Origin of the sequence: Roseitalea porphyridii (genome assembly GCF_004331955.1) — a bacterium.
Lineage (GTDB): Bacteria > Pseudomonadota > Alphaproteobacteria > Rhizobiales > Rhizobiaceae > Roseitalea > Roseitalea porphyridii.
In genome coordinates this window covers 2,585,961-2,605,475 of sequence record NZ_CP036532.1, presented here as the reverse complement: position 1 = coordinate 2,605,475, position 19,515 = coordinate 2,585,961, and the positions used below count along the sequence as shown (strand labels likewise).

19 protein-coding genes are annotated in these 19,515 nt (G+C 66.8%); 7 read left to right on the top strand and 12 right to left on the bottom strand.

Annotation, left to right across the window (positions count from 1 at the left end):
* Positions 1-13 precede the first annotated feature (13 nt).
* The 4 genes from E0E05_RS12715 (at position 14) to E0E05_RS12700 (ending at position 4,234) form a co-directional block, all read left to right on the top strand.
* Complete coding sequence (locus E0E05_RS12715) at positions 14-454, top strand: DMT family transporter (protein WP_131617051.1); 441 nt, start codon at positions 14-16, stop codon at positions 452-454.
* Positions 451-1,464 (top strand): NAD-dependent epimerase/dehydratase family protein, encoded by a 1,014-nt coding sequence (locus E0E05_RS12710; protein WP_131617050.1) that lies wholly within the window; start codon positions 451-453, stop codon positions 1,462-1,464. The genes E0E05_RS12715 and E0E05_RS12710 overlap by 4 nt, the downstream gene beginning before the upstream one ends.
* Before the next feature lie 58 nt (positions 1,465-1,522).
* A complete protein-coding gene (locus E0E05_RS12705) occupies positions 1,523-2,959 on the top strand; it encodes an aspartate aminotransferase family protein (protein WP_131618031.1) in 1,437 nt (478 codons plus the stop codon).
* A gap of 90 nt (positions 2,960-3,049) precedes the next feature.
* On the top strand, positions 3,050-4,234 hold the full coding sequence (locus E0E05_RS12700; RefSeq protein WP_131617049.1) for a hypothetical protein: 1,185 nt from the start codon (positions 3,050-3,052) through the stop codon (positions 4,232-4,234).
* Here the strand turns inward: E0E05_RS12700 and E0E05_RS12695 are convergent.
* The 4 genes from E0E05_RS12695 to relB form a co-directional block, all read right to left on the bottom strand.
* Entirely contained in the window at positions 4,219-5,931 is a 1,713-nt protein-coding gene (locus E0E05_RS12695) for a hypothetical protein (RefSeq protein ID WP_131617048.1), read from the bottom strand. The two genes, E0E05_RS12700 and E0E05_RS12695, sit on opposite strands and share 16 nt — an antisense overlap.
* Positions 5,932-6,054: 123 nt before the next feature.
* The gene (locus tag E0E05_RS12690) at positions 6,055-8,613 is read right to left on the bottom strand and encodes a GcvT family protein (protein ID WP_131617047.1); all 2,559 of its coding nucleotides are present in this window, start codon (positions 8,611-8,613) and stop codon (positions 6,055-6,057) included.
* Positions 8,614-8,744: 131 nt separating this feature from the next.
* The gene (locus tag E0E05_RS12685; RefSeq protein WP_131617046.1) at positions 8,745-9,017 is read right to left on the bottom strand and encodes a type II toxin-antitoxin system RelE family toxin; all 273 of its coding nucleotides are present in this window, start codon (positions 9,015-9,017) and stop codon (positions 8,745-8,747) included.
* A complete protein-coding gene (gene relB / locus E0E05_RS12680; protein ID WP_131617045.1) occupies positions 9,001-9,225 on the bottom strand; it encodes a type II toxin-antitoxin system RelB family antitoxin in 225 nt (74 codons plus the stop codon). Before relB ends, E0E05_RS12685 begins: the two co-directional genes overlap by 17 nt.
* 200 nt (positions 9,226-9,425) lie before the next feature.
* On the opposite strand from relB, the gene E0E05_RS12675 reads away from it, so the two are divergent.
* Positions 9,426-10,241, top strand: coding sequence for a DUF1194 domain-containing protein (locus E0E05_RS12675; protein ID WP_244597720.1), 816 nt, complete (start codon positions 9,426-9,428; stop codon positions 10,239-10,241).
* Between the two features lie 219 nt (positions 10,242-10,460).
* Positions 10,461-11,126 carry an ABC transporter permease gene (locus tag E0E05_RS12670; protein WP_131618030.1) on the top strand — a complete coding sequence of 222 codons (666 nt, stop codon included), beginning with the start codon at positions 10,461-10,463 and terminating at the stop codon, positions 11,124-11,126.
* A 3-nt stretch (positions 11,127-11,129) separates the two neighbouring features.
* Here E0E05_RS12670 and E0E05_RS12665 read toward each other — a convergent pair whose 3' ends face one another.
* From E0E05_RS12665 to E0E05_RS12650, 5 genes are all read right to left on the bottom strand, one after another.
* Positions 11,130-11,957: an ABC transporter substrate-binding protein gene (locus E0E05_RS12665; protein WP_131617043.1), complete on the bottom strand. Its 828-nt coding sequence runs from the start codon at positions 11,955-11,957 to the stop codon at positions 11,130-11,132.
* 20 nt (positions 11,958-11,977) lie between these two features.
* Entirely contained in the window at positions 11,978-12,988 is a 1,011-nt protein-coding gene (locus E0E05_RS12660) for a GlxA family transcriptional regulator (protein WP_131617042.1), read from the bottom strand.
* Positions 12,989-13,083: 95 nt separating this feature from the next.
* The gene (locus E0E05_RS12655) at positions 13,084-13,800 is read right to left on the bottom strand and encodes a haloacid dehalogenase type II (RefSeq protein WP_131617041.1); all 717 of its coding nucleotides are present in this window, start codon (positions 13,798-13,800) and stop codon (positions 13,084-13,086) included.
* A gap of 75 nt (positions 13,801-13,875) precedes the next feature.
* Complete coding sequence (locus E0E05_RS17385) at positions 13,876-14,037, bottom strand: hypothetical protein (RefSeq protein WP_158629363.1); 162 nt, start codon at positions 14,035-14,037, stop codon at positions 13,876-13,878.
* 276 nt (positions 14,038-14,313) lie between these two features.
* The gene (locus E0E05_RS12650; protein WP_131617040.1) at positions 14,314-15,501 is read right to left on the bottom strand and encodes an MFS transporter; all 1,188 of its coding nucleotides are present in this window, start codon (positions 15,499-15,501) and stop codon (positions 14,314-14,316) included.
* Between the two features lie 143 nt (positions 15,502-15,644).
* Here E0E05_RS12650 and E0E05_RS12645 point away from each other — a divergent pair, with 143 nt between their 5' ends.
* Complete coding sequence (locus E0E05_RS12645) at positions 15,645-16,769, top strand: carboxylate-amine ligase (protein ID WP_131617039.1); 1,125 nt, start codon at positions 15,645-15,647, stop codon at positions 16,767-16,769.
* A gap of 36 nt (positions 16,770-16,805) precedes the next feature.
* Here the strand turns inward: E0E05_RS12645 and E0E05_RS12640 are convergent, their stop codons facing one another.
* The 3 genes from E0E05_RS12640 to E0E05_RS12630 are packed head-to-tail and all read right to left on the bottom strand — an operon-like array spanning position 16,806 to position 19,458.
* Positions 16,806-17,087 (bottom strand): hypothetical protein, encoded by a 282-nt coding sequence (locus E0E05_RS12640; protein WP_131617038.1) that lies wholly within the window; start codon positions 17,085-17,087, stop codon positions 16,806-16,808.
* Positions 17,087-17,368, bottom strand: coding sequence for a toxin (locus tag E0E05_RS12635; RefSeq protein WP_131617037.1), 282 nt, complete (start codon positions 17,366-17,368; stop codon positions 17,087-17,089). The genes E0E05_RS12640 and E0E05_RS12635 overlap by 1 nt, the downstream gene beginning before the upstream one ends.
* Before the next feature lie 47 nt (positions 17,369-17,415).
* Entirely contained in the window at positions 17,416-19,458 is a 2,043-nt protein-coding gene (locus tag E0E05_RS12630) for an ASKHA domain-containing protein (RefSeq protein ID WP_131617036.1), read from the bottom strand.
* Positions 19,459-19,515 lie beyond the last annotated feature (57 nt).

The following is a 19,515-nucleotide window of genomic DNA, read 5'->3' as shown; positions in this document are numbered from 1 at the left end:
CGGGGCACACGCCATGAAATACATTCCGTTCATCCTGTTCACCGTTCTGACCAACGCGGCGGCGCAGCTCATGCTCAAGCAGGGCATGATGACGCTGTCGCCGGCGGTGATGGCGCAGCCCAACATGGCGCTCAAGGCGATCCTGATCGTGTTCCAGCCCTGGGTGTTCTTCGGTCTGGCGACGTTCGTGATCTCGATGGCCTCGCACATGTTCGTCCTGTCCAAGGTCGATCTGAGCTTTGCCTATCCGTTCCTGTCGCTCGCCTATGTGGCGGTCGCGGTGCTCGCCTGGCAGCTCTTCGGCGAGGATCTGGGCGCCTACAAGATCGCCGGCATCGTCTTCATCTGTGTGGGCACGGTGCTGATCGCCCAATCGGGCTCGCCGCTTTCGGACCGGCCGCACGCCACCCATTCAACCCCTGCCACAGCCATGACGGACAAGGCGCAATCATGAAACATGTCATCTTCGGCGGCGACGGGTTCGTCGGCCGCTATCTGGCAAAGGATCTCGCCGAGCGCGGCGAGGAGGTTCTGGTCGCCGACATCGCAACGTCGGACCTGCCGCACTATGGCGATGTCGGGCACATCCATTGCGACGTGACCAATTCGGCCTCGGTCGCCGGCGTGCCGATCGGCGCCGACGACATGGTCTACAACATGAGCGCGATGATGCTCTCGCCGATCCAGAAGCGCATCGACCGCTACCCGTTCTTCTATCCGGTCAACACGTTCGGTGCGGCCAACATCATGGCGCACACGGCCGCTTCGGGCGCCTCGAAGATGGTCCAGTACACGACCGACATGGTCTACGGCAAAACCGTCAGGACCCCGCAGGACGAGGATCATCCGATCGCGCCGCTGGGCCATTATGGCGGCTCGAAGGCCGACACCGAGACGATCGCCGACGACTGGCGCATGCGCGGCATGAAGATCACCATCGTGCGCCCGCGCCTGATCATCGGGCCGGGGCGCCTTGGGATCCTGGGCAAGCTGTTCCGGCTGATCGACATGAACCTGCCGGTGCCGATGATCGGCTCGGGCCGCAATCCCTACCAGTTCATCTCGGTCTATGACTGCGCCGAGGTGGCCCGGCTGGCCTGGGAGAAGGGCGTGCCGAACAAGGCCTACAATCTGGGCTCGGACAACCCGCCGCCCGTCAGGAAGCTGCTCGGCGACCTGATCCGGTCGGCCGGCTCGAAATCGATCCTGGTGCCGACGCCGGCTTTCGCGGTCAAGTGGACGCTCGCGGGTCTCGACCGGCTCAACATGCCGCTGATGGACCCCGAGCAATATCTGATCGCCGACGAATATTGCGTGCGTGACACCACCGCCGCCAAGCGTGACTTCGGCTGGACGCCGAAACATCGCGACGAGGACATGCTCGTCGCCGCCTATGCCGAGTACCGCCGGGGCCGGGACGACAAGGCAGACACCAACGCCATGGCCGCCGTGCCGGCCGAATAGGGGACAGATGATGCTCGATTTCCTGACCAGGAAGAAACCGGTGGTCGACGCGCCGACGATGGACACGCCGATGCCCGAGGGCCCCGCGCTGGCGCCGGTTCACAAGCCGGACCTGATGTCCGTCGCCGATGCCAAGGCGATGGACGTGCCGACCATGACCGAACTGTTCAAGGCGCATCTGAACCCGGGCCAGCTTCACTTCATGAAGCTGCTGGGCTTTCACAAGATCAAGATCGAGCGCGCCGAGGGCATGGAATATGTCGACCAGAACGGTCGCAGGATCCTCGACTTCTTCGGCGGGTTCGGTTCGCTGGCGCTCGGCCACAACCATCCGCGCATCCTCGAGACCCGCAAGGCGTTTCAGGACGAAAAGCGCCACGAGATCGCCATGGCGTTCATGTCGCAATATGCGGCCGCGCTGGCGCACAACATCGCCGCCTGCTCGCCGGGCGATCTGGACATGGTGTTCCTGGGCTCGTCGGGCTCGGAAGCCATGGAAGCGGCGCTGAAGGTCGCCGAGCGCGCCGCCGGGCCCGACCGGCCGATGGTGGTCTATGCGGAGAATTCGTTCCACGGCAAGACCAAGGGCGTGCTGTCGGTCACCGACGGGCCGCTCTATCGCGGCGAGTTCAAGCTGCTGGGCGACAATATCAGGGTGCCGTTCGGCGATATCGAGGCCGTCGAGGCCGCGTTCCGGGCGCATCCGTCGATCGGCGTGATCTGCCTTGAGACGATCCAGGGCGGTGGCGGCATCATCGAGGCGCCGACCGAATACTGGCAGAAGCTTCGCGCCCTTTGCGACGAATATGGCGTGATCTGGGTCGCCGACGAGGTGCAGTGCGGGCTGGGCCGCACCGGCCGCTTCTACGCCTTCGAGCATCATGGCGTCGTGCCGGACGTGACCGCGCTCGCCAAGTCGCTGGGCGGGGGTAAGTGCGCCATGGCCGCGATGATCGCCAAACGCGATATCTACATGAAGGCCTACGGCACACCCAAGACCGCGATGATCCACGCCCAGGCGACCTTCGGCGGCATCGGCGAAGCCTCGGTCACCGCGCTCGAGACGATCAACATCCTCTACGAGGAGGGGCTGATCGACAACGCGGCCGAGACCGGCGCCTATCTGATCGCCGAGCTGAAGCGCCTTCAGGCCAAGTACCCCAAGATCATCAAGGACGTGCGCGGCCAGGGCTTCATGGTGGGGCTCGAATTCCACGACTTCTCGCAGACCCTGCCGGCGGTGCTGCGCCCGGCGGTCGCCGTCCTCGACGACAAGCTCAAGGGCTCGCTGTCGGGCTTTGTCGGCGCGCTGCTGCTGCGCGACCACGATATCCTGGTCGCCTTCACCGAGTACAACCGCAACGTCATCCGGCTGGAGCCGCCGCTGATCTGCGAGCGCGCCCATGTCGACCGGTTCATCGAAGGCTTCGACGCGCTGCTCGGCCGCGGCATCACGGCGATCGTGCGCGACTTCGTCAAGAGCCAGGTGAGCTGACCGGCCCGCGATAACGCCTCAAGGCCCCTTGCGTCGCCAGCCCGGCGCAAGGGGTCTGGTGTTTGATCGTCCGATGCCAGGAGGGCACGGGTGATCGAGGCCATCAACATCAGGATTATCGCCGTCGGCGAATGGCTGGCGCGGCGCACGCGCCGGCTCGCCGGTCCGGTCGGCCTGGTCCTGCTGATTGCTTTCACGGCGACGGTCGCGGCCGCCGCATGGGCGTTCCCGGTCTTCAACTGGGACATGTTCGCCTATCTGGCCGCCGCGCACGAAGCGCCGGGCGTTTCGGTCGAGGCGCTGCACCGGCATGCCTATGATGCCGTGCGCCAGAACGCGCCGGCCGGCGATTTCATCGTCCTGACCCAGGACCGCGACTACCGCGTGCGCCAGTACAACGATCCCGAAGCCTTCTTCACCATGCTCGGCTTCTACCGGGTCAAGCTCCTGTACGTCGAAGCGATAGGCTGGCTGTCGACCCTCGCCGATCCCTACACGGCGTTGCGGCTGCTGTCGGTGGTGCCGGCGGCGCTGACCGGCGTGCTGGTCACGTTGTGGATGGCGCGCGAGCGCGCGCTGCATCTGGCGCCGCTCGCCATCGCGCTGCTGCTGGTCGCCGCGTTCGGGGAGAGCGCGCGCGAGGGCACGCCCGACATGCTGTCGGCGATGTTCTTCGTCGCCGGCATGCTGGCCTTCGTCGCGCGGCGCGAGGCGCTCGTCGCGGCGCTGTTGTTCGGCGCCTTTCTCGTGCGTCCCGACCACGCCGCCTTCATCGGCGTGCTGTGGTTCGTCTCGCTGTTCACCCGCACCTTTTCATGGGGCGCGTTCGTCGCCTTCTTCGCCGCGCTGATCGCCTACGTGCCGATCACGCAGGCGGCCGGTCATCCCGGCTGGTGGACGCATTTCTGGTTCACCCATGTCGAGTTCGTGCCGACGCTTGAAGGGTTCGACCCCGACTTCTCGATCAGCGTCTATCTTTACGCGATCATCCGGGTGATCGTGCGCGCGCTGGTCGAGGAGACCTGGCTGGCGATCGTGATCGTCGGCTGCTTCGCCTGGTGGCAGATGCGCCTGCGCGGCATCGCGCTCGCGCGCCGCGAGACCACGGTCCTGGTCACGACGCTGCTCGCCATGGCCGCCAAGATGGTGATCTTCCCGCTGCACGAGACGCGGTTCCATCTGGCCTATGTCATCGTGTTCGGGCTGGTGCTGATCTGCGCCTTGCGTGATCTGCGCTTCCTGCCGGAGGCGCGGTCCGGTCAGCGGGTCAGCTGAGCTGCGATCGCCGGGCGCACATAGGCCGCATAGCAGTCCGTCAGCGTCACCCTGACGTGGCCGGTCAGCGCGGGCGCGTAGATGGCGCGCAGTTCCCTTGAATTGTCCCGGTAGGGACATAGCGGTTCGAGCACGATGTCGGTGTCGGCAACCGCCTCGAAAACGGCCGCATCGGGTTCCGGCACGGCGCGATAGGGGTCGGCGCCGATGGCGATGTGGCGCGGGGCGCTCTTGTCCAGCATGAAGGCGAAGGGATTGGCGAAGTCGAGCGTCATGATCGTCCGGTAGCTGAGGCCCTCGGCCTCGAGCCGGGCGAGTTCGCCGGCGACCTCGTCGGCGTCGTGCATCAGGCCGACCTGGAAGTCGTGCTCGGAATAAAGGACGTAGGCGGGAAGTTCGCGGCGCTCGGCGAGCGCGCGGGTTGCTTCGGGCCAGGCGATGTAGTGGGCGCGCATCCGCTCGAACCGTTCGAGCATGCGCGGACGCACCGTGATCCGGCCGGCCCGGCCCCAGTTCGCATGCTCGGGCGCGATCTGGCGCACCATGGCAAGGTTCGCGCGCGCGGCGTGCTGGATCGTCTGGACGAGCGGCGGCAACACGGTGCAGCCGGCAAGCAGCGCCACGCCCGCCTTGGCGGCATGGGCGCCGGGCTCCGACAGCATGCGGGCCAGCGCGTGGACGATGACGGGCCACAGCGCGATCATCTCCTGGCTGCCGGTGTTTTGGCTCTCGAAGAAGATGCCGCCGGCGACCGCCGCGCCGATCCAGACGACGGGATGGTCGCAGGCGGCCCGCCAGCGCGGCTGATCGGGCAGGGCGCGCACGGGCATCGCGAAAAGGAGAAGAAGACAGGTCAGACCGGCGAAGATGACGGTGCCGCCGGTGCGCGAGGCGCCCTGGACGAGCCGGTGCGCCATGCTCGTGTCGTTGATCTGGAAAAGCGCCGCGATGTCGGCGAGGTAGGCCGAGATCATGCCGGTGGCCAGTTCCAGCCCGGCCAGCGTCGCCGCGAAGACGACGGCGCTGGCGATCGCGCTCAGCACTTGGACGCGGCCGGCCGCGAGCGCGACGACGCACAACAGGCCGGCGACGACGAAACCCGTCACCTTGACCAGAAACAGGGCCAGCATCAGCGCGGCGATCAGCGCCGCCAGCAGCCACTGTCGCCGCACGAACACGAGCGCGGCGGCGAGCACGTAGACAAGCTGGCTGGCATGCCGGTTGTAGATGCCGAAACCGTCCGAGCCGGGGAAGTTGTAGTATTCGGTCGTGTTGAACGGCAGCAGCGTGTAGAGCGCGAACGGCACGGCCACCGCGAGCGCGACCAGCGGCGCGCGCCGGGCGATGTCCCAAAGCACAAGCGCCATCAGCGGGATCGTCACGAAGGCGATCGACCAGCTTGCCGCGTACATGGGCTGCGCGTTCGGAAAGAGATTCAGCGTCCAGGTGCTCAGATAGTATTCGAGCGGGCCGACGGGCGTGAAGAAGTCGACATTGGGCACCTGGCCCTGGCCGATCCGGTTGGCCGCGTCCAGATAAAGGAAACTGTCCCAGTACATCGCGCCGATCGGCGCGTGCAGCGGCAGCGCCAGTCCGGCGACGATCAGCGCCGTCAGCGCGCCGATCACCGCCCAGACGAGCGCGGTCAGCCCCATGCGGGGCAGGGGAACGGACTGGTCGAGCGTTGTCGCACTCATCGGTGGTCTCGCGGCCATGCAGAACAGCCGCACCCTAGCGGATGCGCCGCGCGGACGGGTTAAGCCCGATGGTAAATCTGTGCCTATGGTTGACGGGCGGCGGCGCCGCCCGGACCTGCCCGGTTACGATCGCGGCCTGAGGTTTTCGGGATCGTAGAGCGGCTCGTAGCCGACGCCGGCGACCTCGACGGGGAAATGTTCGCCGAAATACTCGATCATCAGCCCGTTGCCCTTTCTGGCGCGATCGTGCGGCAGATAGGCGAGCGCGATGTTCTTGCCGACCGAGGGGCCGTAGGCGATCGAGGTGGTGAACGAGCGCCGGCCGAGTTCGTCGACCAGCACCTCGCCCGTCTTCTCGTCTAGCACCGGGCAGGTGCCGACCGGATAGCGGGCGACGCCCTGCGAATCCACATTGTCGGTCATCACCAGCGTGCACAGCGTCGCCACCTGCTGGTTGCGGGCGCGGTGTTCGAGATAGGCGGCCTTGCCGCGGAAGTCCGGCTCCTTGACCTTCGGCCGCGCGAGATCGGCCTCGAGCAGATTGTAGTCGGTCAGAAGGTCCGCGTTCTGCAGGCGCAGGCTCTTTTCCATGCGGCGCGAGTTGGCGTAAGTCTCGACCCCGAAGACCATCACGCCGAGATCGCGCAGCGCGTCCCAGACGGCAAGGCCGTCCTCGTAGCGCATGTGCAACTCCCAGCCCTGTTCGCCGACATAGGAGATGCGAAAGGCGGTCACGTCCCTGCCGGCGATGGTCAGCGGCTTGAGCGTGGCGAAGGGGAAGTTCTCGGGGCTGAGCGTCTCGGGGTCGACGAGCCTTGACAGCGTGGCGCGTGCGTTCGGGCCCCAGAGGCCGATCGTGGTGTATTCCTCGGTCACATCGGTGATCGTCACGTCGAGGCCCTTGTCGGCGGCGACGCGCTTCATGAAGGTGAAGTCGCGGGGGCCCGCATCGGCGCCGTCGACGACGCGGCAGCGGTCATCCATGCGCAGCACGGTCAGGTCGGCGCGCACGCCGCCATCGTCTTCCAGGAAATGGGTGTAGATGCCGCGGCCGATATTGCGCTCGCCGCCGATCCTTGCGACGCACAGCCATTCCATGAATGCGACGTGGTCGGGCCCCTCGACATCGTAGATGGCGAAATGCGACAGGTTCACCATGCCGACATCTTCGCTCATCTCCAGATGCTCGGCGTTGGAGACGCGCCAGAAATGGCGGTTGTCCCACTCGTTTTCGCGCACCGGAACCTTCTCGCCCCACTTTTCGAGCAGGTGTTCGTTGGCGGCATAGCCGTGCGCGCGCTCCCAGCCGCCGAGCTCCATGAAATGGCCACCCAGTTCCACCTCGCGCTCGTAGAAGGGCGACTTGCGGATCCCGCGCCCCTTGGAGAAGGGCTCGCGCGGATGCACGGCCGGATTGTAGACCTTCATCGCCGTTTCGGTGCAGCGGTCGTGGATATACTGCGCCCCGGTCTGGAAGGGATAAAAGCGCGCATAGTCGGCGGCGTGGATGTCGATCGGCGTCCGCCCGTCGGTCATCCAGTCGGCGATCAGCTTGCCCATGCCGGGCCCGTCCTTGACCCAGACGGCAACGGCGTACCAGAGGCCGCGCACGTTCGTGGATTCGCCGAGCGAGGGGCCGCCGTCGGTCGTCACCTGCAACAGGCCGTTGAAGGAGCGCTTCTCCTCATAGCCCAGCTCGGCGAGGATCGGGGTCAGTTCCATGGCGCGTTCGAGCGGCTCGATGACCTGCTCCATGTCGAGATCGCGTTGCGACGGGGACAGGCGCGCCTCGCTCTTCTCGAGAATGTCGCGCGGATGGACCAGGCGCGGCTCGGTCTCCTCGTAGTAGCCCCACTCGATCATGCCGCCCTCGGTCGTGGCGCTGTCGCCGGTGTCGCGCATGTAGGCCGAGTTGCCCTGGTCGCGCAGCAGCGGCCAGCCGATGTCCTTGCCGGTGCCGTCGAACTCGCGGTACGGGCCGAACCACAAAAGCGGATGGTCGATCGGCATGACGGGCAGGTCCTCGCCCACCATCTCGGCGATCAGCCGGCCCCACAGGCCCGCGCAGACGATGACGTGGTCGGCGCGGATGGTGCCGCGCGCCGTGACGACGCCGCCGATGCGGCCGTCCTTAACGATCAGGTCGGTCGCGGGCAGGTTGGCGAACACCTTAAGCTTGCCGGTCTTTTCGGCCTCCTCGACCAGTTCGCCGGTGACCACCTGGCTGCGCGGCGTGACCAGTCCCGCATCGGGGTCCCAAAGCGCGCCCTGGATCAGCTCTTGCTCGAGCAGCGGGAATTTCTGCTTGGCCTCGGCCGCCGAGATCATCGTCGCGCGGGTGCCGAAGGCCTTGCCGGAGGCGACTTTGCGTTTGAGCTCGGCCATGCGCTCGTCGTCGCCGACGCGCGCCACCTCCAGCCCGCCGACCCGGGCGTAGCGGCCGCGCCCTTCGTAGAAGTCGATCGAATAAGCCGTCGTCCAGCAGGAGAGCTGGTCGTGCGCGGTCGCATAGCAGAAGTCCGATGCATGCGAGGTCGAGCCGATGTCGGTGGGCACCGCGGACTTGTCGATGCCCACGATGTCGTCCCAGCCGCGTTCGATCAGGTGGTGGGCGACGGAAGCGCCGACGATGCCGCCGACGCCGATGATGACGACGTTCGCGCGTTCGGGAAGAGCTGCCATGGGTTCGTCTCCGCTCGTCCAGAGGCCAGTTCGGGCGTGGCGCGCCCGGTGCATGGGAGCCTTATCGCGAAGGTGGCGTCAATGCCCTGTCCTGCCTGCGACGGGCCGATGTCGGCGGGGGAGGGATCGGCTCAACGTCGGTAGATCCGGCTCCGATGGCCGAGGTCGACGATGAGGATGGTCAGGGTCGCGTCCCGAACCTGCGCGATCAGCCTGTAGTCGCCGACACGGTAGCGCCAGAGGTCCGCGTAGCGGTTTCCCTTGAGCGGCGTACCGATCGATCGGGGATCGTCGCGACTTGCGAGCCGGTCGCGCAGAAAACCGGTGATCCGCTTCGCATCGGCCTTGGGCAGTTTCGACAGTCGCCTGCCCGCCGTCTCGGACAGTTCAATCCGCCAGACCAAGCCTCGCCTCGACGTCCGACAGGGTTTCGGTCCTCTCTTCGCCCTTCCCGATCCTGTCGAGGACCACCTCGGCGGCGATCGCGTCCTCGATATCCTCGATCCCCTGCATCAATGCCAGCCGCACCAGCTCTTCGGTCGGCTTGCCGCTGCGTCTGGCGAGTTCGTCCACACGGCGCTCGAGATCGGGGGGCAGAATGATCCAATTCATGTCAGTACACCTCGTGCATCGCCATTGTAGTCGTCGCGAACCGCGTTGGATAGTCGTCGCGCCGCGCGTCCGAAACGATCTCGCGGTGCGCCGGCATCTGCGACCACTGGCCGCCCGGTTTGTGACAAGGGCGAAACCGGGCGCCGATATGTACGCCGCCTTGCGCTTTTCAGCGCTCGCCGATGCCGTATGCTTGCACGATGACAGCAAAGCTGCGTCTTGTTCTTGCGATCGCCATCGCCGTGCTGGCCGCATCCCCGGCCTGGGCGCAGCCCCGGCAGGTCGATGTCGAACTGGTGCTCGCCGTCGACGTGTCCGGCTCGATGCGCTTCAACGAATTGCAGATCCAGCGGCGCGGCTATGCCGAGGCGTTCCGGTCGCGCGCGGTGCACGAGGCGATCACCGGCGGGCTGATCGGCGAAGTGGCCGTCACCTATGTCGAATGGGCGCGGGCCGACCTGCAGCGGGTGATCGTGCCGTGGACCCTGATCGCCGGCGCCGAAGACGCCGAGGCGTTCGCCGGCCGGCTGGAATCGGCGCCGATCTCGAACATGCGCAACACCTCGATCAGCGGCGCGATCCTCTACGGCATCGCCTCGATCGAGGAGAACGCGTTCGACGGACTGCGTCGGGTGATCGACATTTCCGGCGACGGGCCCAACAACCAGGGCGGGCGCGTGGACGTGGCGCGCGACGAGGCGATCGATCGCGGCATCGTCATCAACGGGCTGCCGATCATGGCCGAACCGTGGATGGGCGGGCTGGGCTTCAACATTTCGGGGCTGGACGTCTACTACCGCGATTGCGTGATCGGCGGGCCGGGCGCGTTCCTGCTGCCGGTCGAGGACTGGGACGGGTTCCCCGAGGCGGTCCGGCGCAAGATCGTGCTCGAACTGGCCGGCGGGCAGCCCGCAGGGCCGGCGCGCGCCGTGCCTCCACCGGTGCGGTTGGCGCAGGAACAACCGATCGACTGCACGATCGGCGAAAAGCTGCGCGGCATCATGGACGTGCGCTGAGCGGCGGCCTTCCGAAGCCGATTTGCGTGGCCGCCGATTCCGGCTAGAGCGTTCCGTCATGATATTGAACCATTCCGCCGGGCCGTTCTGGCCCAATTCCGGCGAGCTTCGGGTCGACCGTATCCCGTCACGCCCCTCGCCAAAGCCCTTGATCTTGAACCCAACCCGCACCGGCACACTGGTTCAGTGTCGTGACGGAACGCTCTGAGCGTGCCGACCATGGTGGACGGTCGCGAGATTTTCGGCATCGTTGTGCTGTCGGTGCAGGTGAGCCTGACCGCGTCGCTGATCGGCATGGCGATCGGCGCGCCGCTCGGGGGACTGTTCTGCACGCTGCGCGAACGGCCCCGGCGCGTCTGGCTGGCGATCTTCTCGGCCCTGCTCGCCGTGCCGACGGTCGTGGTGGGCCTTGTCGTCTACATCCTGCTGTCGCGGTCGGGGCCGCTCGGCTGGCTCGGCATCCTGTTCACGCCGACCGCGATCGTCATCGCGCAGGTGATCATCACCCTGCCGGTCATCACCGTCTTCTCCTACCGGGCCTGCGCGGGCCCGTGGGCCGACTATGGCGAGCAGGTGCGGCTCGACATCAGGGCGCGCTGGCGCCAGATCGCCGAACTGCTGAAGATGGCCAAGGCCGGGCTCGTCACCGCGTTCCTGGTCGCGTTCGGCCGGGCGATCTCGGAAGTCGGCGCGGTGATGATCGTCGGCGGCAACATTCGCGGTTCGACGCGCGTGATGACCACGGCGATCACGCTGGAGACGCGCCAGGGCAACTTCAACATCGCCGTGGCGCTCGGCATCATCCTCGTCGCGATCTCGTTCGGCGTGACGGTCCTGACATGGTGGGTGACGCGCGATCGCGCGCGCCCGGCGGGTGCCGGCTGACCGTCAGCCCTGCTTGCCGTCGCCGGCGATGAAGAAGAGCTGCTGGCCGTCGACCCGGTAGCTGCGGATCGCCTCGCGACCCTCCTCGCTGGTCAGCCATTCGTGCCAGGCGGTCGCCCAGTCGCTCTCCTCGGCCGGGATGACGGTATTGGTGACCACGATCGACGAATAGGGATTGAACAGCGGCGGGTCCTCCTCGAAGATGATCCGGTGCCCCTCCTTGCGGTTGAACTTCACCCAGGTCGCGCGGTCGGTCATGGTGTAGCCGTCCATCTGGGTGGTGGTGATGATCGTCTGGCCCATGCCGGCGCCGGCCTCGCGGTACCAGCCGCCGAACCCGGCCGCGTCGAGCCCGGCCTCGTCCCAGAGCCGCAGTTCCTTGCGGTGCGTGCCGCTGTCGTCGCCGCGCGAGACGAAGACGCTTTGCGTTCCGGCGATCAGCGTAAACGCCTCGGCGGTGTCGGCGGCGTCGCCAAGCCCGGCCGGGTCGGCCTCGGGGCCGATGATGACGAAGTCATTGTACATCACGTCCCGCCGGTCGGTGCCGTAGCCTTCCTCGACGAACCGTTCCTCGCCGATCCGGTCGTGCACGAGGATCGCCGCCGCATCGCCGCGCCGGCCCATCTCCAGCGCCTGACCGGTGCCGACCGCGACCACGTCGATTGCGATCCCGGTCGCTTCGGTGAATTGCGGGATGATCGCGTCGAGCAGGCCGGAATTCTCGGTCGATGTGGTGGTCGCCAGAAGAAAGCGCTTGTCGTCGGCGTTTGCCGGCAGCGCGGCGAGCAGCGCGATGAAAAGCGCGCCCAGAAGGCGGCTGAATGCGGGCATGAAGACCTCCGTCGGTTCGATCAGGCGACCATGAGCTGCTTGCGCTCGGCGCGCTCCTGTTGGGGAGACTTGGCATAAAGCTCGCGGTAGCACTTGGAGAAATGCGACGCCGACACGAAGCCGCACGCGATCGCCACCTCGACCACCGGCATCGTCGACTGGATCAGCAGATGGCGGGCGCGGTCGAGCCGGATCTCGAGATAGTAGCGCGCCGGCGACCGGCCCATCTCCTGCCTGAAGAGGCGCTCGATCTGGCGACGCGACAGGCCGACATGATCGGCGATCTCCAGCAGCGACAGGGGCTCGGAAAGGTTCGCCTCCATCAGTTCGATGATCGACAGGACGCGTGCGTTCTGCACGCCGAGCCGCGCCCTGAGCGGCAGGCGCTGGCGGTCGGTCGCCGCGCGCACCCGGTCGGTCAGCATCTGCTCGCAGACGCGGTTGACCAGATCGTCGTCGAAATCCTCGGCGATCAGCGACAGCATCATGTCGAGCGCGGCGGTGCCGCCGGCGCAGGTGTAGATGTTGCCGTCGACCTCGAACAGGTCGGCGAACACGTCGGCCTTGGGGAACTTTTCGGAAAAGCCGGGCAGGTTCTCCCAGTGGATGGCGCAGCGCCGGCCGCTCAAGAGCCCGGCCGTGGCGATGACATGAGCGCCGGTGCAAAGGCCCCCGACGCCGATGCCGCGCGCGTGCAGTTCGCGCACGATGCCGGTCGCGGCCCTGGTGGTGAAATCCTCGACATTGGTGCCGCCGCAGACCAGGAACAGCGAGGCGCGGTCGGGCGTGCCGATCATCCGGCGTTCGTCGGCGATGGTCGTGCTGACCGTGACCTCGACGCCGTTCGACGCGGTGACGGGCGCGCCGGTCTCGCTGCACAGGCGCCAGCGGTAGGCGTCGAAACCGAGCATCCGATTGGCCGAGCGCAGCGCCTCGATCGCCGAGGTGAAGGCGATCATGGTGAACTCCGGCACCATCAGGAACACGATGGTCCGGATCGGCGCCTTCGCCCTGGCCGTCTTTGCGTCCATACCCCAACTCCCATCAAGGCCGCGCGCCGCAGCGCGCCTGGACTATGTCACAGGGCTGTCACCCAATCAGCGCGCGGACGGAGGCGCAAGGCATTTCAGTGCGCGCGGGAAACGATTTGCCCAACCAGTTCGCCGAGCGTGGCGGCGTGAAGGTCGAACCGCTGCGGATCGGGATCGGGCGCGACCGAGGCCGTGCCCCATTCGTCCGGGCGGGGCACGTAGCCGGTCCGGAGCCCGCAGGCGGCGGCCGCATCGAGATCGTCGGGATGGCAGGCGATCATGATCACTTCGGCCGGAATTTGGCCGAGCGCGGCGCAGGATTTGAGGTAGACCTCGGGCTCCGGCTTGAAATTGCGCGCCAGTTCCGCGCCGCAGAGCATCGTCCAGGGCAGGCCGGCGTGGGCGGCAAGCCGTTCCATCATCGCGACCGAGCCGTTCGAGCAGGCGGCGACCGGCATGGCGGCTTTGAGCGATTGAAGGGTTGCGGTCGTGTCGGGCCAGGCGGGCAGGGCGTCCCACGCCGCGTTCAGCCGTGCGCGGTCGGCCGCGCCAAAATGGTGCGAAAGGTCCAGCGCGTCGAGCACGTCGGCGAGCGTTTCGAGTTGCAGCGAATCGAGCGGGCGATAGGGTTCGGCGCCCGAGCGCACGCGCTCCATGGCCGGCTGGTAGCGATGCCGCCAGCCCTCGGCGATGTCGGTCCCGAGCGACGGATCGAGCCGTTTTTCGGCGAGCATCGCGGAGGCGGCGCGGCGCATGCCGCCGTGCCAGTCAACGCAGGTGCCGTACACGTCGAAGAGAGCCGCCTTGACCATCGGCGCATGCGGGCACGCCGAAGCCGGCCGCGTCAAGCCGGACGCGGCCGGTCATTTCGGGCCAACGAGCCGACCTCAGACGAAAAGGCCGTAGCGCGAGCCGGCGCGGGCGCCGGTTTCGCCGGGCATGGTGCGCGACAGGCGATCGCGAGCGAACGCGGTCGTCAGGTTCGCGCCGCTGGTCGGTGCGTAGGCGGCCTTGGTGCCAACCGTGAAGAACTTAGCGAAAATGGTCATATCATCACTCCATGCGCTTGCCATTTCACACGGAGCAGCCTTTGCGCGACCGGTCGGTTCCGACGACGGTTTGGACCCGTCGTTTGGCGGGAACCCGCCGGCTATTATCAGGACGGCTATCGGACGCTTGGGATCATCCGATTCGCCGATCCCCGTTAGGGCGGCTCATGATCCCGCATATGGGTGCTTGGTGGCCGAAATGCGATGATAAAAGCGCCTCGCGCTATGAAATTTGCGCCATGGTCGCGGCGGCGTGCGGGAACGGTTAAGGCACGGTTAACCGGCTGGCGCGGAGACCGATGCGGCGCGCATGCGGGCGAAGGCGAAGTGGATCGCGATCGCGGCGACGTAGCAGCACATCAAGAGCACCGGCAGGCCAACAAAGCCGGTCGCCGCGAAGATCGCCACCATCAGCGGCGTGCCGACCGTGTTGCCCAGATTGCCCATCTGGGCGAGCCCGCCATTGGCGAGCGCGCGGTCGGCGTCGGACGGGTTGAGCTGCGGGACGGCGGCGAAGCTGGCGCCCTGAACGAGGCCCAGACAGGCAAACAGCGCGATGCCGACCCACAGGTTGGGTCCGGTGAGGAAGAACAGGGCCGACACGGCAAGCGCCGAGCCGAAACCGGTGACCACGACCGCGATCGCCGAGATGTGCCGCAGCAGCGCGACGCCGAGCGTCATCGAGGCGATGATGCTGGTCAGCGGCATCCAGGTCGCCGCGATCAGCCGCTCGCGCGGGTCGAGCAGCGGCGGCAGGACGGCCAGCAGCGCCACGAAGGTCAGCGTGTAGCAGACCCAGGCGAGCGGGGCGGCGGCGATCGCCGGGTTCGAGTAGGCCGCCCTGTGCCGCTCGATGATCGCGGCAAAGCCGGTCAGCGATTGTTCGGGTCTGGCCGGAGCCGGTGTCGGAACCAGCGCCGCGACGATCAGGGCGAAGACGAGCATGTAGAGCCCGTGCGCGGCGAACAGGGCCGAAAGGCCGGCCGCTCCGAGCAGGGCCGGCGCGATCAGAGCGACCGCGCCGAACGCGACGCCGAAGAACGTGCCCCAAAGGGTCAGCGCCGCGCCCTGGTGCCGCGGCGGCGCGATCTGCGCGATCAGGGTCGGCGTGGCGACGACGATCGCCAGATGCGACAGCCCTTCGAGAAACCGCACGGTCAGCATCATCGGGAAGGCGGGCATCAACGCCTGAACGAAGGAGACCAACGCACCGAGGCCGAGCCCGATCAGCAGGAGGCGGCGCAGGCCGATGCGGTTGGCCAACAGCCCGGCGATCATGCCGAACACGATGCCGATCAGCGAGATCAGCGAGACCAGAAAGCCCGAGGCGGCGCCGGTTTCGCCGTAGAAGGCCTGCAGTTCGGGCAGGACGACCGCCATCTTGGCGAACTGCGCCGCCGCGCCCAGCCCGGCGAGCCAGAGGACGAAGACGAGAGCGAGGGGCGGCACGGGCGGGCGGGTCATCGGGCACGGTTTAGCCAAATGGCGCGGCGGCGGGAATGCAATTTCGCTGAACGTTGGCTTCAATATTGCGATGCGGTCCGCACGGGCTTTCGCGAACGCGCAAAGCGCGGCTATTGTCGTGCCGCTGAAGGGGAGGGCCGTCCGTGCAGGCAACGCCAGGCTTCACGCTCGGGATCGAGGAAGAATATCTGCTGGTCGACGCCGACGCGCTGACCGTCAAGGAAGCGCCGGACGGGCTTCTGGAGAAGCTGCAGGACGATCTGCAATCGCAGGTCAGCCCCGAATATCTGCAATGCCAGATCGAGGTGGGCACGGGCGTTTGCCGCGACATTGCCGAGGCGCGCGACGACCTAAGGCGGCTGCGCAGCGCGGTGGCGAAGCGGGCGGCCGAGTTCAACCTCGCGCCGATCGCGGTCTCCTGCCATCCGTCGGCGGAGTGGAACAAGCAGCACCACACCAACAAGGATCGCTACAACGATCTGCGCGTGGAGATGGCGGCGGCGGCGCGGCGCCTTCTGATCTGCGGCATGCATGTGCATGTGGGCATCGACGACGACGCGCTGCGCGTCGATCTGATGGCGCAGCAATGCTATTTCCTGCCGCATCTTCTGGCGCTGTCGACGTCATCGCCCTTCTGGCAGGGCAACGACACGGGCCTGGCCTCCTATCGGCTGGGCGTGTTCGACAATCTGCCGCGCACCGGCCTGCCGCCGCATTTCGACAGTTTCGCCGAGTATGAACGCACGACCGGCGTTCTGATCGATGCCGGGATCATCGAGGACACCACAAAGGTGTGGTGGGATCTGCGCCCATCGGCCCGCTTTCCGACGCTCGAGACGCGCATCTGCGACATGTCGCCGAGGCTTGGTCATGCCATCGCGATCGCCGCGCTCGTGCAGGCGATCACGCGCATGCTGTGGCGGCTGCGGTCGCAGAATATGCGCTGGCGCATCTATGACCGGTTCCTGATCTCCGAGAACCGATGGCGCGCCCAGCGCTACGGCATCACCGAAGGGCTGATCGATTATGGCCGCGGCGAGGTGGTGCCGTTCGGCACGCTGCTCGACGAACTGCTCGAACTGGTCACGCCCGATGCGGCGGTGCTCGGCTCGATGCGCGAACTGGACGTGCTGCGCGAGATCGTGGCCGGTGGCACCAGCGCGACGCGCCAGCGCGCGGTGCGCGAGGCGGTCGGTTCGGACGATGCCGACGCGATCAACCGCGCCGTCGTCGGCCACCTGATCGAGGAGTTCCACGCCGATCTGTGAGGGTGGCCGGTACCGGTCCGGCCCGATCGCGCGGAGTTATTCGCTGACCGCCTTGTGCAGGATGGCGTTGATCAGTTCCTGTTCGGAGACGCCCTCGCGTTCGGCGCGCGCGCGCAACTCGAGCAGATCGCCGAACCGGATGTCGATGGTGATCTGCGTGCTTTCGTCGAACGTCGCCTGGGCCGCCTGCATCAGCTCGGCCTTGCGTTCGGGGGTCAGATGGCTCGGGCCAGGTACGAACTCGTCCGATTCGATCCGGCGATAGAGCTCTTCTTCTTCCTTGTCCGCGAAAATGGTCACTTCGGGTTTGTTACCCATCATTGCCTCCGAAGGTAAATCGCCGTCAGCTTTCGGCTCGGAAAGGCCGTCTTCAGAAATATTGACCCATTCTCCTCGATATAGGGTACCGCAAATGCATAGTCACGAATAGCGATGACGAACATGCGCTGGTTGGGGTAGTTCGGATTCGGAATATCGGCCAGAATCTGCCCGGCAATGATGACGCGGGCACAATCTCTTAGACCAATGCCGAGCCTGCCGGGATCACTGCGCAAGTTCCGGTCTTTCTCCGGGCTCCAACGGATCAGCTTCCTTGCCATGCAGGTGAAAGCCTAGCCGGCAAGCACCGCGCTGCAAAGATGCGCCTTCACCCCCGGCCGCGCCGGCCCCCGCGGCGGCGTCTGGGCGCGGTTCCGTCGCCGGCATCGTTGGCCGGGCGCGGCTTGCGCGGCGGCAGGCTGACGGCCTTTGCCAGCCTTGGAAATTCGTCTTCCTTGTTGGGCATGGCCATGGCGGCGACGAAATGGTCCTGGAACTTCGCCTCGAGCGCCGTTTCGACCTTCTCGATCCGGCGCACAGTCCGTTCGATCTCGCGGCGATAGTCGCGGTTGATCAGCGCCATGCGCGCGCCGGTGCCGGCCGCGTTGCCGACCGCCTTGACGTTTTCGAGGTCGCAGTCGGGGATGAGACCGAGCACCATGGCGTATTTGGGATCGATGAAGCTGCCGAACGCGCCGGCAAAGCCGATCCGGTCGACGGTCGTCAGCCCCATCCTGTCCATCAGGAGCTTGATGCCGGCATAGAGCGCGGCCTTGGCGAGCTGGATGGCGCGGATGTCGTTCTGGGTGACGGTGATCGTCTGTTTGCCCTCGTGCAGCACGTAGGAGAAGGTGCGGCCATCTTCGATGATGCGCGGCGATTTCGCCGCCAGCGCGCCGTCGATCACGCCGTCCTCGGACGCGATGCGGGCGAGGAACATCTCGGCGACGACCTCGATGATGCCCGAGCCGCAAATGCCGGTGACGCCGACCGTCTCGGCCTTTTCGGCGAAGCCCGGCTCGTCTGACCACACATCGATGCCGATCACCTTGAAGCGCGGCTCGAGCGTGACCGGGTCGATTCGCACGCGCTCGATCGCGCCGTTGGCTGCGCGCTGCCCGGACGAGATTTCCGCACCCTCGAAGGCGGGGCCTGTGGGCGAGGAGGCGGCGACGACATGGTCCTTGTTGCCCAGCACGATCTCGGCATTGGTGCCGACATCGACCAGGAGCATGATGTCGTCCGACCGGTGCGGGCCTTCGGCAAGCGTCGCGGCGGCCGCGTCCGCGCCGACATGGCCGGCGATGCAGGGCAGCATGTAGAGCCGGGCGCCCTCGTTCAGATCGAGCCCGTTCGCCCGGGCCGGCATCGCGACGGCGCCCGAGACGGCGAGCGCGAACGGCGCGCCGCCCAGTTCGGTCGGATCGATGCCGAGGAACAGATGGTGCATGATCGGATTGCCGACGAAGACGGCATCGAGAATGTCGCGCCGGTCGATGCCGGCGGTTTCGGCGACCTCGCCGATCAGCGAGTTGATCGCCTCGCGCACGGCTTCGGTCATGCCTTCGCGACCGTCCGGGTTCATCATCACGTAGGAGACCCGGCTCATCAGATCCTCGCCGAAGCGGATCTGCGGGTTGGACGCGCCGGCCGAGGCGATCGTCAGCCCGGACAGGAGCGAGACCAGATGCAGCGCGATGGTCGTCGAGCCGATGTCGCAGGCGATGCCGTAGGCCTCGTTCTTCAGGCCCGGATAGAGCGCGACGAGCGTTGCGGGGCCTTCCGTGTCGGGCTGATGCACCGCGGCCGTGACCGCCCACTGGCCCTGGCGCAGGATCGCCTGCACCTGCGGCAGAAGGTGCGGATCGGCCGACAGTTCGCCAAAGCCCCATTCGGCGCGCAGCGCGGCGAACAGCCGGTCGAGATCGCCGAGCGGCTTGTGCATGTCGGGCTCTTCGAGCTCGACATAGCACATGTTCAGCGCCGGATTGCGCGGGAAGACCTTGGTGTCGGCGGCCTTGCGGACGATCTGGGTGTTGACCTGCGCGTCGGCGGGCACGTCGATGACCAGATCGCCCTGGACCGTCGCCGAGCAGGACAGGCGCCGGCCGGGCTTCAGATCGCGCTTTTCGGCGTAGCGCTGTTCCTTTGGGCCGAACGCGGAGATGTGGTCGTTCGACGAGGTGATGCCGTGCTTGGCGAATTGGCCTTCGGCCACTTCCACCTGGCAGCGCCCGCAAATGCCGCGCCCGCCGCACACGCTTTCGACATAGACGCCCAGTTCGCGCGCGGCGTCGAGCACCGGCGTTCCGACCGGAAACCGTCCGCGCCGGCCCGAAGGCATGAACAGGACGAGGGGGTTTTGGCTCATTCGTCTGGTTCCCTTGCCGCACCCTCGCCCTTCGAAGCTCGCTGCGCTCGCACCTCA